At 72.8% G+C, this 16,193-nt stretch carries 14 protein-coding genes; 9 read left to right on the top strand and 5 right to left on the bottom strand.

Features of this window, described 5'->3' with window-relative positions; genetic code table 11:
* Position 1 precedes the first annotated feature (1 nt).
* The 6 genes from OG580_RS32490 to OG580_RS32515 all read left to right on the top strand — a co-directional run bounded on the left by OG580_RS32490 (position 2) and on the right by OG580_RS32515 (position 6,957).
* Complete coding sequence (locus OG580_RS32490; protein WP_267047222.1) at positions 2-277, top strand: hypothetical protein; 276 nt, start codon at positions 2-4, stop codon at positions 275-277.
* 192 nt (positions 278-469) lie between these two features.
* The gene (locus OG580_RS32495) at positions 470-1,759 is read left to right on the top strand and encodes an MFS transporter (protein ID WP_267047223.1); all 1,290 of its coding nucleotides are present in this window, start codon (positions 470-472) and stop codon (positions 1,757-1,759) included.
* A 7-nt stretch (positions 1,760-1,766) separates the two neighbouring features.
* The gene (locus OG580_RS32500) at positions 1,767-2,645 is read left to right on the top strand and encodes a 4'-phosphopantetheinyl transferase superfamily protein (protein ID WP_267047224.1); all 879 of its coding nucleotides are present in this window, start codon (positions 1,767-1,769) and stop codon (positions 2,643-2,645) included.
* Positions 2,646-3,059: 414 nt separating this feature from the next.
* Entirely contained in the window at positions 3,060-6,059 is a 3,000-nt protein-coding gene (locus OG580_RS32505; RefSeq protein ID WP_267047225.1) for a carbohydrate binding domain-containing protein, read from the top strand.
* Between the two features lie 134 nt (positions 6,060-6,193).
* Positions 6,194-6,403, top strand: a complete 210-nt coding sequence (locus OG580_RS32510; protein WP_030315760.1) for an HTH domain-containing protein — start codon at positions 6,194-6,196, stop codon at positions 6,401-6,403.
* A complete protein-coding gene (locus OG580_RS32515; protein ID WP_267047226.1) occupies positions 6,403-6,957 on the top strand; it encodes a Clp protease N-terminal domain-containing protein in 555 nt (184 codons plus the stop codon). Before OG580_RS32510 ends, OG580_RS32515 begins: the two co-directional genes overlap by 1 nt.
* A 21-nt stretch (positions 6,958-6,978) precedes the next feature.
* Here OG580_RS32515 and OG580_RS32520 read toward each other — a convergent pair whose 3' ends face one another.
* The 4 genes from OG580_RS32520 to OG580_RS32535 form a co-directional block, all read right to left on the bottom strand.
* Positions 6,979-8,184, bottom strand: coding sequence for an AI-2E family transporter (locus tag OG580_RS32520; RefSeq protein ID WP_267047227.1), 1,206 nt, complete (start codon positions 8,182-8,184; stop codon positions 6,979-6,981).
* Positions 8,185-8,303: 119 nt separating this feature from the next.
* Complete coding sequence (locus OG580_RS32525; protein WP_267047228.1) at positions 8,304-8,678, bottom strand: hypothetical protein; 375 nt, start codon at positions 8,676-8,678, stop codon at positions 8,304-8,306.
* A gap of 39 nt (positions 8,679-8,717) precedes the next feature.
* Positions 8,718-9,182, bottom strand: coding sequence for an RNA polymerase sigma factor (locus OG580_RS32530; RefSeq protein WP_323182693.1), 465 nt, complete (start codon positions 9,180-9,182; stop codon positions 8,718-8,720).
* Between the two features lie 370 nt (positions 9,183-9,552).
* The gene (locus OG580_RS32535; RefSeq protein ID WP_267047230.1) at positions 9,553-12,477 is read right to left on the bottom strand and encodes a BTAD domain-containing putative transcriptional regulator; all 2,925 of its coding nucleotides are present in this window, start codon (positions 12,475-12,477) and stop codon (positions 9,553-9,555) included.
* 423 nt (positions 12,478-12,900) lie between these two features.
* On the opposite strand from OG580_RS32535, the gene OG580_RS32540 reads away from it, so the two are divergent.
* Complete coding sequence (locus OG580_RS32540) at positions 12,901-13,449, top strand: hypothetical protein (RefSeq protein ID WP_267047231.1); 549 nt, start codon at positions 12,901-12,903, stop codon at positions 13,447-13,449.
* 28 nt (positions 13,450-13,477) lie between these two features.
* Entirely contained in the window at positions 13,478-15,046 is a 1,569-nt protein-coding gene (locus OG580_RS32545) for a PQQ-binding-like beta-propeller repeat protein (RefSeq protein WP_267047232.1), read from the top strand.
* A 62-nt stretch (positions 15,047-15,108) separates the two neighbouring features.
* Here the strand turns inward: OG580_RS32545 and OG580_RS32550 are convergent, their stop codons facing one another.
* Positions 15,109-15,402 (bottom strand): DUF6296 family protein, encoded by a 294-nt coding sequence (locus OG580_RS32550; RefSeq protein WP_267047233.1) that lies wholly within the window; start codon positions 15,400-15,402, stop codon positions 15,109-15,111.
* A 190-nt stretch (positions 15,403-15,592) separates the two neighbouring features.
* Here OG580_RS32550 and OG580_RS32555 point away from each other — a divergent pair, with 190 nt between their 5' ends.
* On the top strand, positions 15,593-16,174 hold the full coding sequence (locus OG580_RS32555) for an HPP family protein (RefSeq protein WP_267047234.1): 582 nt from the start codon (positions 15,593-15,595) through the stop codon (positions 16,172-16,174).
* The last annotated feature ends 19 nt before the right edge of the window (positions 16,175-16,193 follow it).

Consider the following 16,193-nt stretch of genomic DNA (forward strand, 5'->3'; position numbering starts at 1 on the left):
CGTGCACGCACGCTTCTCGGTGCGGGAGGCCCCCGGCGTCACCGTCGGCGCCCCCGGCCCGCTCCCGTACGGCGTCGACGACGTCGCCCGCCGCACCGCGCAGCGCGCCCTCAGCGAGGCCGGCCGCGGCTACCTCGGCGGCCACGTCGAACTCCGCGCCCCCCAGGGCCTGGCCCCCCGCGACCTGCGCAGGGCCACCGACCGCGCCGTGGCCCTCGCGGTGGCCGCCACCCTCGACGGCACGCCCCCGACCGCCCGTATCCGCGTCCGTACGTGATCCGTCCCGCGCTCGACGGCACGCCCCCGACCGCCCCGTATCGCCTCCGCACCTGACCCGCCCCGCGCTCCACGGCACGCCCCCGACCGCCCGCATCCGCGTCCGCACCTGACTGACCCGCCTCACCCGTCACGACAGCGACCCCGCCCAGCCGAAGACAGCAGCCCTCCCCGCCCACAGAAAGCCGACCCCATGGCCACGCCCCTCGCCGATCCGCCCGCCCCCACCGTCGACTGGCGCCGCATCAGCAGCCTCGTCGTCGGCCAGGCCGCCGTCCAGGCGGGCAGTTTCGCGCTCCTCATCGCCATGAGCTGGACCGCCGTCCAACTCGGCGGCCGAGGCGCCGTCACCGCGGTGACCCTCGCCGCCACCCTGCCCCGCGCACTGCTGCTCCTCTTCGGCGGCGCCCTGACCGACATCCTCGGCCCGCGCGCCCTCCTGCTGCGTGCCACCAGCGTCCGCGTCCTCGTCCTGGTCGCGGGCACCGTCGTCGTCGCCACCACCCACACCCTGTGGCCGCTGATCGTCATCGCCCTCGTCGACGGCGTCCTGCTCGGCCTCACCGGCCCGGCCTCCGGCGTCCTCCTGCCCCAGCTGGCACCCCAGGAGCACCTCGGCCGTGCCAACTCCCTCTTCTCCATGGTGCTGCGCCTCGCCCCCATCGCGGGCGCCCCGCTCGGCGCCTGGCTCGTGGTGGTCGGCGGCCTGCCCGTCGCGATGACGGCCGCGGCCATCGGCTGCGCCCTCTGGCTCGGCTGCGCCGCGCACGTCACGCACGGCATGAAGCGGCCCGAGGCCGTCACGCAGGGCGGCCCGTCGCTGCTGCGCCGCTCGGGTGACGGCTTCCGTCTGCTCGCCGTGCACCCGCGCCTGCGCTGGATGTTCGTGGCCTGCTTCGCGATGGACCTGGCCTTCCTGTGGCCGGCCGAGGTCGCACTGCCGCTGCGCGCCGCCGACCAGGGCTGGGGGGTGGGCGCGGTCGCGTTCGTCCTCGCTGCCTTCAGCGTGGGGGCGCTCGCCTCCGCCGCGCTCGGCGCCGCACTCGCCCACCGCATCCCGACCCACCTCAAGCTCGTGGTGACGGGTACCGGCCTGGCCCTCGGCATGGGCGCGATGGCCCTCGTCCCCTCGCCCGGGCTGCTGGCCGGGGCGGCCGCCGCCGTCGGCCTGCTGTCGGGCCTCAACGGCCCGGCGCTGGTCACGGCCTATCAGCAGGCGGTGCCCGAAGGCCGGATGGGCACCGCGATGTCGACCTTCGCCCTGTCCGGGATCGGCGCGGCGCCGCTCTCGCTCGCCGTCTTCACCCCGGTCTCGCTGCACCTCGGGGTGACCGGAACCTGGCTGCTGTGCGCCGGCCTCGCCCTGGTGTCCCCGATCGCCGCCGCCATCGCGCTGCGCGCCGGTGCCACGGAGAAGGCCACCGAGCGGCGCACCGAGGACCGCATCCGTACCGCACCGGAGACCACCGCCACGTCCGTGTGAGGGAGACATGACCCCGCAGACCCCAGCACCCCCGCCCACCCTGTACGCACCCGGGCCGGACCTCTACGTCCCTCCGCCCGACCTCCGTGCCCCCCGGCCCGTCCTCCCCGTCTCTCCGCCCGACCCGTCCGTTCCCTTCCCCGACCCGTCCGTCCCTGCGGCCGAGCCGCCCCTCCGGCCCGGTGCCGTCCTCCTCCGCCCGTCCCCGCTCCCGCCACTGCCCTCGGCGCCCGTGCTGCCGCCCGGCCCTCGGGAGGCCCGCCCGCAGCTCTGGCTGGTCGCCACCGAGGTGCACGAGGACAGCGCCGCCCGGTACGCCTCCCTCGTCCTCGACGCGGAGGAGCTGGCACGGGCCGGGGAGTTCCGGCGGCCGGGCGACCGCGCCACGTACCTGTGCGCGCACGTCGGCCTGCGCCGGCTGCTCGGCGCCCACCTCGGCGTCGCGCCGCGCGGCGTCACGATGGAGCGGGCGCCCTGCCCCTGCTGCGGCGAGCCGCACGGGCGGCCGGTGCTCCCGGACGGGAGGCTGCACTTCTCGCTCTCCCACTGCGAGGGGATGAGCCTGATCGCCGTCGCGACCACCCCGGTGGGCGTGGACATCGAGCGGATCCCGGCCCCGCACCTCGTCGCCGAGCTCGCCGAGGTGCTCCACCCCGCCGAGTCCGCCGAACTGGCGGCGCTCGCCCGGGACCGGCGCCCGGCGGCCTTCGCCCGGGTGTGGACGCGCAAGGAGGCGTACCTGAAGGGGACCGGGGTCGGGCTCGGCGCCGACCCCTCGGCCGAGTACGTCGGCTCGGGCCCCGTCCCGACGGCCCCGCCCGGCTGGCTCCTGGCCGACGTGGCCGTGCCGTCCGGCCACCAGGCGGCGGTGGCGGTCCGCCGCTGACGCCCCCCGCCCCGCCCACCGGCCCCGTCCCGCCCATCGGCGGGGCGGGGCCGGTCGCGGTTCCGGTCATGCGGCTACTGGAGCCGACGCGGAGGGGCCTGACGGCCCAGGGGCACGGCCGTGGCCCAACAGGCGTGCTGCACAGCGACATTCCGAGTGCAATGGCTTGCTGAAAATTGCAGAGAGAGTAGTCACGCTAGGAGGAGGGTCGGGTGCAGGTCAAGGGGCCCGACGTGTCCCGTCGCTTCCCCGCGCCCAGTTCTGTCAGATCTCTTTACGGGCGGGTCCCGCAGAGGTAACTTCCCGGCGACGCAAGAAGTTTCTGAAAGTTTCCGACGGTGTTTCCAGAGGACGTCGTGCCCAGAGCCCGGGAGCGAGGTTCACCGGTGACGCGGTCCCTCCCTGGAGATTCAGATGACACGCACCCGCAGAAGGCTGCCGGCCCGCCCGGTCGCCGCGCTGGCGGCCGCCGCCGGCATCCTCGGTCTGGTGGTCGCCACGCCGCCCGGCGAGACCTCCCCGCGCACTGCCCCGGTCGCGGCCGCCGCCGACAACACGGCCACGGTCTTCTACTGGACCAAGACCAAGAACTGGTCCGCGTACAAGCTGCATTACGCGCCCGACGGCGGTTCCTGGACCACCGTCCCCGGCGTGGCCATGGAGGCCGCCTGTACGGACTGGGTCAAGAAGACCGTCACCCTCGGCACGGCCACCGGCCTGCAGGCGACCTTCAACAACGGCACCGGTACCTGGGACAACAACGGCGGTAAGAACTACGCCCTGGGTACCGGCGCGATCACCGTCAAGGACGGGGTCGTCGCCCACTCCGACCCCTGCGCCGCGACCGAGCCGAACCCGACGCCCACGCCGTCCGGTACCTCCAAGGCCACGGTGTACTACTCCACCGAGGCGCTCGGCTGGTCCACCGCCAACATCCACTACCAGCCGGCCGGCGGCGCCTGGACGGCCGTCCCCGGCGTCGGCATGCAGGCCGCGTGCACCGGCTGGTGGAAGCGGGAGGTCGACCTCGGGACGGCCGCCTCCCTCAAGGCCGCCTTCAACAACGGCAACGGCACCTGGGACAACAACGGGGGATCGGACTACGCCCTCGGATCGGGCGTCTCCACGGTCCGGAACAACGTGGTGACGGCGAACGCGGCCGACCCGTGCGCCGCCGCGGTGCCCGACACCCAGGCCCCGACGGCCCCCGCGCGGGTCACCGCCGCCGCCGACGGCGTCTCGGTCCTGCTCACCTGGGACCCCGCCACCGACGACCGCGGTGTGACGAAGTACCAGGTCACCCGTACCGGCGGCACCGCCGGCACGGTCGTGACCGACGTCGGCTCCACCGTGTTCTCCGACACGAACCTGGCCGAGCGGACCGCGTACAGCTACACGGTGAAGGCCGTGGACGCCGCCGGGAACGTCTCCGCCGCCTCGGCCGCCGCGACCGCCACCACCGGCGACAAGCCGGCGACCCCGGCGACCGGGAAGCCGCTGGGCACCGACCCGCGCAAGGACCCGATCTACTTCGTCCTGACCGCCCGCTTCAACGACGGCGACCCCTCGAACAACCGCGGCGGCAGCCAGCACACCAAGTCCGGCAACGCGGCCAACGACGACCCCATGTTCCGGGGCGACTTCAAGGGCCTCGTCCAGAAGCTGGACTACGTCAAGGGCCTCGGGTTCTCGGCGATATGGGTCACCCCGGTGGTCCTCAACCGCTCGGACTACGACTACCACGGCTACCACGGCTACGACTTCTACAAGGTCGACCCGCGCCTGGAGTCCGCCGGCGCCTCCTACCAGGACCTCATCGACGCCGCCCACGCCAAGGGCATGAAGATCTACCAGGACGTCGTCTACAACCACTCCTCCCGCTGGGGCGCCAAGGGCCTGTTCACGCCCACCGTGTACGGCGTGCGGGACACCCAGTGGAGCTGGTACTACGACGAGAAGCAGCCCGGCTTCGAGTACGACGGCCTGACCATCGACTCCAAGACCGGCAAGTCGTACTACAACGGCGACCTGTGGTCGACGGCCGAGCCGGTCGGCAACACCTGCGTCAACTGGGGCAAGCCGACCCAGTACACCTCTCCCGAGGGCTACCGCATCTACAACTGCCAGTGGCCGAGCCCCACCTCGGGCATGTTCCCCAAGGAGCTCTTCCACCAGTGCTGGATCGGCAACTGGGAGGGTGAGGACTCGCGTTCCTGCTGGCTGCACGACGACCTCGCCGACCTCAACACCGAGAACCCCACTGTTCAGAACCACCTGATCGGCGCCTACAACAAGTACATCGACATGGGAGTCGACGGCTTCCGCGTCGACACCGCCGTGCACATCCCCCGCACCACCTGGAACCGCCGCTTCCTCCCCGCCATCCAGGAGCGCGTGACGCAGCGCCACGGCGCCGAGGCCGCGAAGAACTTCTTCGTCTTCGGCGAGGTCGCCGCCTTCGTCAACGACAAGTGGAACCGCGGCTCGGTCAACCACTCCGCGCAGTTCTACACCTGGAAGGAGCGCAAGGAGTACGACATCGACGACACCAAGGCCGCTCTGGAGATGTACGACTACGAGCAGCAGCAGGGCACCGGCAGCCAGCCCACCTCCACCAACGCCTTCCTGAACGGCAACAGCTACCACACGCCCGACCACAGCCGCTTCTCCGGCATGAACGTCATCGACATGCGCATGCACATGAACTTCGGTGACGCCCCCAACGCCTTCCACAACGGCAAGGACTCGGACGACAGTTACAACGACGCCACCTACAACGTCGTCTACGTCGACAGCCACGACTACGGTCCCAACAAGTCCAGCGAGCGGTACGCGGGCGGCACCGACGCCTGGGCCGAGAACATGTCCCTGATGTGGACCTTCCGCGGCATCCCGACGCTGTACTACGGCTCCGAGATCGAGTTCCAGAAGGGCAAGAAGATCGACTGCGGGCCCACCTGCCCGCTCGCCACCACCGGCCGCGCGTACTTCGGCGACCACGTCGCCGGCTCCGTGACGGCCTCCGACTTCTCCCAGGTCTCCGCCGCCTCCGGCGCCGTCGCCACCACCCTCCAGCAGCCCCTGGTCAAGCACGTCCAGCGGCTCAACCAGATCCGCCGCGCCATCCCGGCGCTCCAGATGGGCCAGTACTCCACCGAGGGCATCTCGGGCGACATGGCCTTCAAGCGCCGCTACACCAGCGGTACGACGGACAGCTTCGCCCTCGTCGCCGTCTCGGGCGGCGCCACCTACACGGGCATCCCGAACGGCACGTACACGGACGCCGTCACGGGTGACGTGAAGACCGTCACCAACGGCACCCTCACGGTCGCCGCGCCCGGCAAGGGCAACCTGCGGGTGTACGTCCTCAACGGCACCGGCAGGATCGGCGCCGCGGGCCCGTACCTGAAGTAGGCGGGCAGCCCCTCGTGTGCGGGGTGCGGGGACGGTTCACCGTCCCGGCACCCCGCACTCCTGTGTCACCGGATGGCAGCCGTCGCGTGTCAATCAAGGTTGACAGGCGTCCGGTGTCAACGTAGGTTGACGGTATGACCGATGCAACCGATCTCGCCGCGCGAGCGGGCGACCGTGATCCCCGGGTCGGGCTGCGGGCCGTCTCCGCCCTGCGGCGGCTGCTGGAACAGCTGGAAGCCGTCCAGGTGCGCAGTGCGCGAAACCAGGGCTGGTCGTGGCAGGAGATCGCGACCGAACTGGGAGTCAGCCGGCAGGCCGTCCACAAGAAGTACGGGAGGCAGTGATGTTCGAACGGTTCACGAAGGCCGCACGTGCCGTGGTGAGAGGGGCGGTCGAGCACGCGGAGAGAGGCGGCGCGACGGTCGTCACCGAGGAGCATCTGCTGCTCGGGCTGCTCGACCGGGAGGACACCCGGGCGGCTGCCGCCCTGCGGACGCTGTGCCCGCCGGACAGCCGCCCGTCCCTGATGGCCGCTCTGGCGGACGCCCGCCGCCGGGCGGGGCTTTCCCGGGCCGACGCGAAGGCTCTGGCGGATCTCGGTATCGACGTCGGTGCGATCGTGGCGCGGGTGGAGGAGACCCACGGCGCAGGCGCGCTGGCCGTCGACCGCAAGGACTCCGGATGGCGGTCGGGCCGCCCGTCCTTCTCGCGTGAGGCCAAGACCGTCCTGGAGAAGTCCCTCCGGGTGACCTTGGCCCGCAAGGACCGGGAGATAGGCGACGAGCACATCCTCCTCGCGCTGACCCTGACCGGCGGGGTCGTCGCGGAGGCCCTGGCCGACCACGGAGTCACCTACGACTCCGTCGACACCGCCGTCTCCCACCCGGCAGCCCCCTGAGCCCCGCGGGGCACCGAGGGGTTACGGCGTGGCAAGGGCGCCGGCCTGTGACTCGTCGGGGCCCGAACCCTGGACCGGGACGGACTCCTGGACCGGGTCCGACTCCTGGACCGGGCCCGACTCCTGGACCGGGCCCGACTCCTGGACCGGGCCCGGTTCCTGGTCGGGGTCCGTGAGCTGCTCGCGCAGGTAGTTCCAGATCACCGCGATCAGCGCGGCCACCGGGACGGCGAGCAGGCTGCCCACGATGCCGGCCATGCTGCCGCCGAGTGTCACCGCCAGCAGGATGACCGCCGCGTGAAGGCCCAGGCCGCGGCTCTGGAGCATGGGCTGGAAGACGTTGCCTTCCAACTGCTGGACCACCACGATGATCGCCAGCACGATCAGCGCGTCCGTCGGGCCGTTCGACACCAGGGCGATGAGGACCGCGACCAGGCCCGCGAACAGGGCGCCGATGATCGGCACGAACGCGGAGACGAACGTCAGGATGGCCAGCGGAAGCACCAGGGGAACGTCGAGGATCCACAGGCCCAGGCCGATGAGCACGCCGTCGATCAGGCCCACGAACGCCTGGGAGCGTACGAACGAGCCCAGCGTCTCCCAGGAGCGCGCGGCCACGACCGGGATGTCGGTGGCGAGCCGGCCGGGGAGCTGCCGGGTGAGCCACGGCAGGAAACGCGGCCCGTCCTTGAGGAAGAAGAACATCAGGAAGAGCGCGAGGAAGGCGGTGACCACACCGTTGAAGACGGTGCCGACCCCCGACGCGACCGCGGTGACCATGCTGCCGATGCTCTCCTGGAGGCGGGCGACGGCGCTGTCGAGGGCGCCGGTGATCTCACTGTCGCCGATGTTCAGGGGCGGTCCGGCCGCCCACTCGCGCAGCCACTGGATCCCGTCGACCACGCCGTCGGCGAGTTCGCCGGACTGGGACGTCATCGGTACGGCGATCAGCGCGACGATGCCCGTGACGAGCAGGAGGAAGAGGACGGTCACGGTCGCCGCGGCCAGGGCGGGGGGCCAGCCGTGCCGCCGCAGGAACCGGGTCGGCGGCCAGGTCAGGGTAGTGAGGAGCAGGGCCGCGATCAGCGGCCACACAATGGACCACATGCGGCCCACGAGCCACAGGGTCACCGCGGCCATCAGCAGCACCAGCAGTGATTCGGCCGAGACACGTGCGGCTGTCCTGAGCGCGGCTGCGGATTTCGTGGAACTCACCATGGGGGACATCCAAGCATTCCGGGGAAACGGCACGGCACTCCCCCCGGAGGAGACCGTGGGGGAGTGCCGTGCCGGCACGCACGTGTGGTGGGCGGTCGGCTCACCGCCCACCACCGCCCGCCGCCGGGTTACCGGACGGCGGCCGGGACGTCGACGTCCGCATGCGACTCCTCCGCGGACTTCGCCACCGGGTGCGCCTTGGTGAGGGTGCAGACGCCGTCCGCGCACCGGCGCTCCAGGCGGCCGCGCGAGACGGTCTGCGCGAGGCCGACCATCCAGCAGGTGGGGCACCCGCGGAAGGCGATCAGGGCCAACGGGGCCGCCAGCAGCGTGGCCGGGCCGGCGACGGGCACCAGGGCGATCGAGCCGACGATCAGCCCGAAGCCGACGGCGCCGCGCGCCAGGTGGCGCGGGACGGACTTACTGGCGAAGTTCATCGCGGGTGCCTCGGACCCGGCGGTGGCCGGGGCCTTCGCGCCCTGCGCGGGCTTCACGGTGTTCATGATCGTGACTCTCCTCCGACTGGTCGGTCGATGGCTTGATCAGGCTGCTTCGGACGTTCGGCCAGTCGTCTCCAGCGCGTCCCGCAATGCCGCCCGCGCCCTGTGCAGCCGCGACTTCATCGCGGCGGTGCTGAGACCGAGCGCATGCGCGACGGTCCTGCCGGGCAGGCCCTGAACGTCCCGCATGATCAGGACCTGCCGCTGGTCACGGGGAAGGGCGCCGACCGCGGCAGCGATCCGCTCCACCTCCAGCCGGTGCAGCACCGCCTCCTCGGCGGACGGTTCCGCGGACGCCCCGGGCTCGGCCGTCGCCTCGTCGCTCCGCGAGACGAGCAGCCGTACCTGCCGGAGGCATTCGTTGCGCACGATCCGGAACATCCATGAGGCAAGCGCGCCGGTGGCCCGCAAGGTGCCGATCTTCCGGTAGAGGATGATCAGCGCCTCCTGTGCCGCGTCCTCCGCGTCCTGCGGTGAGGCGCACAGCGACAGGGCGAACTTGCGCACGTGAGGCTGCGATTCCATGACGACGGTGGTGAGCGACGTGACGTCGCCGTCCTGAGCGGCCCTGATGAGCCGTTCGTCAGGCCACGGGAAACGTTGGTTCATGTGTGACTCATACCTGGCAGGTGCCCCGCTCGCGGCCCCGGTCAGCCTCGGCTCCTGTAGCGCCGCGTCAGGTGCCAGCTGCACGCGCCCACGAGCAGGGCTCCGATCACTACGAGGCTCGTGACCATCATCGGTGTTTCCTCCCGGTTCCGCCGGCCCGTTCGGCCGGTACACACATAAGAGACGGGGAGGTCCGGAAAGGATTCACCTCCGGCGGAGATTTTCCCGGAACCGCGCACCGCGCCCTCGAAGGGGCCTGGGGGGGGTGTCAGCCGAGGGTGTGGGGTGGGGAGATGCCGGTCAGGCCGTCCCGGGCCATGGCGTACTCCCGGGGGTGGTCGCCGGCTCCCGGGAGGGAGAGCGCGGTACGGAACTCCTGCCGCGCCTCGGTGTGCCGGCCCGCCGCCGCGTACGTGCTTCCGAGGCGGATACGGACGCCCATCTCCAGCCACGTGCTCGTGTGCCGGGTCAGCGTGGACAGCGCCTCGTGGTGCGTGTCGACGGCCGAACGCAGATCTCCTCGTTCGTGCTCCACCGACGCGAGCCGCGACAGACCGGCCGCCCGCAGCGGGAGGTCCTCGGCCTCGCGGGCCAGTTCCGCCGCCCGCCGCAGCAGGCTCGTGGCCTCCACGTGGCGCCCGAGGGCCAGTTGGGCGTCGGCGGCGAAACACAGGGTGCTGCTGATCGTCCGGGGACGGCCGTTCTTCTCGGCGAGGGCGAGGGCCGTCGCGTAATGGTCCAGCGCCTGCTCGTGCCGTCCCTGCCCCGAGTGGATCGCGCCGAGGTTGCAGTTCGCCATCCCGGTCAGCCAGTCGTCGCCGAGACCGTCCGCCAGCTCCAGGGCCTCCGTCAGGTGGGTCAGCGCCTCCTTGGTACCGCCCAGTGGCCACGTCGCCGCGCCCAGTCCCGCGATCGCCCGGGCCTGGTCCCGCGGATCGCCCTGGCAGCGGGCGTACCGCAGCGCTTCCGTGAACCAGGTCCGCGCCTGGCGGAACCGCCCCTGGTAGACGTCGACGATGCCCATGCAGACACGGAGCGAGGAGGGCATCCGCCGGTCGGTGGCCGTGTCCGCGCAGGCCAGCGCATGGTCCAGCGCGGTACGGCACTCGTGGAAGTGGCCCTGGCGGACCAGGTGGTCCACCAGGGCCTCGGCGATCCAGCAGGCGTGGTCGAACTCGCCCGCGGCGGCCGCGTAGGCCACCACGTCCACCAGGTCACCGCCCGCCGCGTCCAGCCACGCAGAGGCCTCCGCCCAGCCCGCGAAGGGCGAGCCGGTCACGTCCTCGCCGGTCGGGAAGGCCTCGGGCCCCCAGTCGCCGGCGATACGGCCGGCCGCCGCGTAGAGGCGCAGCACCGCGGCACGGTCCGCGCCGGCCTGCTCGGGCGTCTCCGCCGCCAGACGCCGCGCGTGTGCCCGTACGAGATCGTGCAGCCGGTAGCGACCGGGGTGCGGCTCCGCCAACAGGCTCGCGTCGACCAGGTCCTCCAGGACGTCCTCGGCCTCCTCCCGTGACCGGCCCAGCATGGCGGCGAGGGCCAGCCCGTCGAAACGGGCGGTCGGAGCCATACCCAACGCGCGGAACCCGCGCCGCAGTTCCGGGGCGAGTTGGTCGTACGACATCCTGAACGCGGCCTCCACGCTGCGGTCCTCGGCCCGCAGCTCGCCGAGGCTGCGCACGTCGTCGGACATCCGGTCGGCCAGGAACGCCAGGGTCCAGGAAGGGCGGTTCTGCAGTCGCGCGCTCGCGATGCGCAGGGCGAGCGGGAGGCCGCCGCAGCGCCGGGCGAGCTCCCGGGCGGCCTCGGGCTCACGGTCCGCCCGCGACTCCCCGAGGAGCTCGCGGAACAAGCCGACCGCGTCGCCGGGACCCAGCGGCTCCACGGTCAGCCGGAGATCGGCGTCGAGGCCCGAAAGCCGCTGCCGGCCCGCCACCAGGACCCGGCTTCCCGGTCCGGCGGGCAGCAGCGGACGCACCTGCTCGGCGCTCCGGGCGTTGTCCACGACCAGGAGCAGCCGCAGCCCGCTCGTGGCCGCCCGCCAGGCCGTGACGAGGTCCCCGACGTCGTCCGGGTCGTCCGGGTCGTCCACGTCGGATACGGCACCGAGGGGCTCGTCGCCGCCCGGACCGCGGACCGCGCGCAGCATCCGGCGGAGCGCCCGCTGCGGGCCGACGCTCTCGTGGGCGGCGCCGTACGCGTGGAGGTCCACGAACAGGCAACCGTCCGGGTAGGCATCGCCCAACGCCCAGGCGGCACGCACCACCAGGGCCGTCTTGCCGACGCCCGCCGTTCCGTCGATCGTCAGCACGGACACCGCGCCCGGCGGTACGGGGGCGGTGAGCAGGGCGAGTTCCGCCTCACGACCGACCAGGCAGGCGGTGTCGCCGGGGAGTTCGTTCCGGCGCAGTCCGCTTCCGCCCGACCCGTCGCCACGGCGCTGGACGGGGAGCGAGTCCCGGCGCCGCGTTCCCCCGCCCGCGGAGGCGGTGTCCTCGCGCGGCCCCGCCGCACGGCCGAGCAGCAGCCTGCCGTCCCGGCGGAGGACGGCCTGGTGGACGCGGCGCAGGTCCTCGCCGGGCTCCACCCCCAGCTCGTCGAGGAGCCGGTGCCGTGTCTCCCGGTAGACGGTCAATGCTTCGGCCTGCCTCCCGATGCCGTACAGGGCGCGCATCCGCAGGGCCGCCAGCGGCTCGTCGTGCGGGTGGGCGAGCGAGGTCACCACGAGGTCGTCCAGCGCGTCCCCGTACCGCCCGAGCAGCACCAGGCACTCGGCCCGGTCCTGGCGCACCACGCGGTGCTGCGCGGCGAGGCGGTGCCGCTCGGAGTCGGCGAGCGGCCCCGGCAGTCCCGTCAGGGGCTCGCCGTGGAACAACTCCAGGGCGCGGTCCCCATGGTCGAGTGCGGCGTCGAGGTCACCGGCGGCCTTCGCCCGCTGGGCGAGGGCGGCCTGCTCGGCGAGGTCGGCGAGATCGGTCCTGACGTCACCGGACAGGATGCGGTAGCCGCCGGGCCCGCCCTGGAGCACCGAACGCGCCGGCCCGGCGTCCGCCGCGTCCAGCGTCTTCCGCAGCGCGTACACGTAACTCGGCAGTACCCGGTGGCCGGTTCCGGGGGGTTCGGTTCCCCACACGTCGTCGAGGAGCTGTCCGTACGTCACGAGGGCCGGTGCGCGCAGGACCAGCGCGGCGAGCACCGCCTGCCGCCGGACGGGGCCGAGGGCGAGCGGTACGTCGCCGCGACGGGCCCGGACGGGGCCGAGCAGCTCGATCCGCAGGGATCGCCCCCTCGTCCCGCCCGCCGAACCCGCGCCCGAACGCGAACCGGAACCGGAACCGGATCCCGAACCGGATCCCGAACCGGATCCCGAACCGGATCCCGAACCTGATCCCGAACCTGGACCTGATCCCGAACCTGGACCTGATCCCGAGCCCGGACCTGATCCCGAACCCTCCGCATCCACTCCCACTTCGAAGCCCCATGTCCCCGTGTTCCCCGTGCCCGCGCAGTATCCCAAGTCTCCTGCATCAGCGGGATTTCATCGGTACTGCAGAGCGTCACGCGAGTGTGGGACTCGTCATGTGGCAGTCGGCCCATCGTCGAGAGAGGACACATCGCCATGTCTCACGCCAGTGGCACGCCCGGCGCGCGGCCCACCCGCCGCGCCGGCCGATGGGAGCGCTACCGGGTCACCCACCCGTTCTCCGTCCAGGACCAGGCGGGCCTGTGGGGAGCGATCGTGGGTGTCGTGGCCCTGGCCGTCCTCCTCGGCTGGGCGCTCGACATGAAGGGCGGTGTCGTCATCGTGGCGGCGCTCCCCTTCATCGTGTCCTGGTTCGAGAACCGCCGTACGGCCTTCCAGTTCGACGCGTCGGGCGCCCGGTTCGGGACCGTGCCGGTGCCGTGGGCCGACGTCACCCAGTTCGTCGTGGCCACACCCGCGGACGGTTCGCAGACGCTGATCGGCGCACGGCTGCGCCCCGGCGCGAACCTGCCGGCGGGCGCCGTCGCCCCGCCGCCGCACCCAGCCATGCCCGCACCCGTCCACGTCGCCGTTCCCACGAACAGGTTCGATCTCGCCAAGATGGTCCACAAGGCGCGCGCATACGCCCCCTCGCACGTTCAGATCGTGATCGCCGAGCCGTCCGGCGAACGCGTCGCCTCCTGAACGACCGCGGGCAGGAGAGGTAACAACGATGCAGCACCCGCCACAGCCCTGGTACCGGCCGCACACGCCGCAGCAGCCGGTCCCGGTCAATCCCTACGCCCCGGAGGGCTACACCCCGCAGGGCCCGCCGCCCCGCCACGGACGGCGCTTCGGCAAGGGCCCGGTGATCGCCACGGTCGTCGTGCTGCTGCTCCTCGTGGCGGGCGGCGGGGTGTACGCCGTCACCGACGGCCGCTGGGGCCGGGCGGCCGCTCCCGTTGCCTCCGGGACGCCCCACCCCTCGGGGACGCCCGACCCTTCCGGGACGCCGGCCCCGTCCCGTACCCCTGCCGTCCGCACGCCGGAGCCGAAGCGGATCCCGACGACGGATGAGCTCAACGCCGGGCGCGGGGCGGGAGACGCCACCGCGTGGATCGTCGACGACCGGACCGATCTGCCCCGGCGCACCATCAAGCTCTACGACCCGTGGATCGTCGGCGACACGGTCGTCCAGGCCGCGTACAGGAAGGTCACCGCCCGCCGCCTGTCGGACGGCGAGGAGGTGTGGAGCGTGCAGCTGCCCGCCTCCGTCTGCGAGGCGCCGGCCAACCCGGCCCCCGACGGCAGGATCGTCGTGGTCTACAAGAGCAGCCTGGCCGCGAACGGGAACCGCTGCAACCAGCTCCAGATGATCGACCTCCGTACCGGGAAAGCGGGTTGGCGCAAGAAGCTCACCGAGACCGGTTCCATGGACGACACGATCATGGTGAACAGCGCCGTCAGCGGCGGCACCCTCGCGATCGTCCAGAGCATGAGGGCCGCCGCGTACCGGATCGCCGACGGCGCCAAGCTGTACGACATCCCCATGGAGAACCCGGGGAAGTGCTACCCCGACAACCTCGCGGGCGGCCCCCGGCTCGTGGTGAGCTCCCTCTGCGCGATCGGCGTCGACCGGATGAAGACCTACAGCCAGCTCCGCGAGATCGACCCGCGCACCGGCAAGGTGCTCTGGCGCTACCGCACCCAGCCGGGCTGGAAGGCCGGGAAGATGCTGTCCGTCGCCCCGGTCGTCTTCACCACGTTCCACGCCGAGGAGTACACCGACAACTGGCGCGTCATGGCCCTGGGGCCCGGCGGGAAGCTCCGTGCCACCATCGACGCCCGGCCGAAGGGGTTCACGTACTGCGCCGGCGCGGGGGACTCGGGCGGGAACATGCAGCGGTGCCCGGGCACGGCCGTCGGCGGTGACACCGTCTTCCTCGGCGGCATCGACCGGGTCGGCGGCTACAGCCTCGCCACCGGGAAGTTCCTCTGGGGCGTGAAGTCCTCGGACAGCACCCTGCATCCGCTGCGATCGGACGGCGGCTCGTTCGCGCTCGTCTACGAGGCGGCCTCGGTGAAACGGCCGGGCGGGATCATCCGGTTCGGTCCGGGCGGCGTGGACACGAAGAAGGAGGTGCTCCGGCATCCCGCGACGGCGCGGTCCACGGAGTTCGCCATGCACGCCGGACACCTGGCCTACGTGAAGGGCCGGATCGTCATCACGCCGTCGGGCGTGTACGGCAACGACGACCAGCACGAGGCCCGCATGCTGTCCTTCGCACCCGAGGCGCCGTGAGGGTGGCCGGTCCGGGTGCCGGGCCGGCCACCGGACAGAGGGCGTAGGGCTCCGCTCGCTCGCTAGGGGCGCGGCCCACGCTCGGAATCCGACGGATCCGCCGGGTCGGCCGGGTCGGCCGGGTCGGCATCGGCGAGAGGCCGGGCCAGGACGGGGTGGGACGGTTCCTGGTGGCCGCCCGTGGCGAGGACGCGGATCTCGCCCCGGTCGCTGATCTCCGCCCGGATGATGCCGGTCGGATCGGCGTAGACCGGGTGACCCCCGGGGCCCTTGGAGGCGGTGCGCTCCACCGTCACGACGTCCCGCGCCGAGCCGGCGCCGTCGGAGAACACGAGCTCGTATCTGCGTGTGTCCACCCCACCCACTTTACGCCGCGTCCGCCGAGGCCACCGGGTCGCCCCCGCCCGCTCCGCCACGAACCCGCTGGTTAGAGTGGTGATCGGTTGCGCCGCCGCACCAGGCTCAGGCGCACGACCGGGCCGACTGTCGACCACAGAGTCCCGTACGACCGTCACCCGACTCCTGCCCCCGGAAACGCCGCATCACATGAGCACCGACGCCGCCCTGCGTCCCGAAGCCGACCCGACCGCCGCCACCGGCACCACGGCGGCGCCCGCCCCTCCGGGCCCCCGCCGGCCGAGGATGACCGGCCGGGCTCCGGCGCGGCCCGCGCCCGCGGCCGCATTCCACAACGTCACCGCCGCGACGGCGGCCCTGATGGGACTCGTCGCGATCGGCGCGGTCCTCCACGAGCCGGTCCTGATACCGCCCCTGGCCGCCAGCGCCGCGCTGGTGCACTGCGCCCCCGGGCTTCCCCTGTCCCAGCCGCGCAGTGTCGTCGTCGGCCACCTGCTCGGGGCGGCCGCCGGATACGCGGTGGCGGCCGCGGCGGGCGGCAGCGCCTGGGCCGCGGCCGTCGCCGCCGGTGCCGCGCTGGCGCTGACGACCCTGGCCCGGACCCCGCACTCCCCGGCCTGCGCGACCGCCGTCGTCATCGTGCTCCAGGGCCCCGCACCCGGCCGGTTCGTGCCCCTGCTGTTCGGGGCCACGATCCTGCTCGTCCTGACCGCGTTCACCGCGTCCCGCATCCGCCGCGGCGCACCGAGGTACCCCGCCTACTGGTGGTGAGCCGGGCCTCGGCTCGCAG

It is taken from the genome of Streptomyces sp. NBC_00094, assembly GCF_026343125.1.
GTDB lineage: Bacteria > Actinomycetota > Actinomycetes > Streptomycetales > Streptomycetaceae > Streptomyces.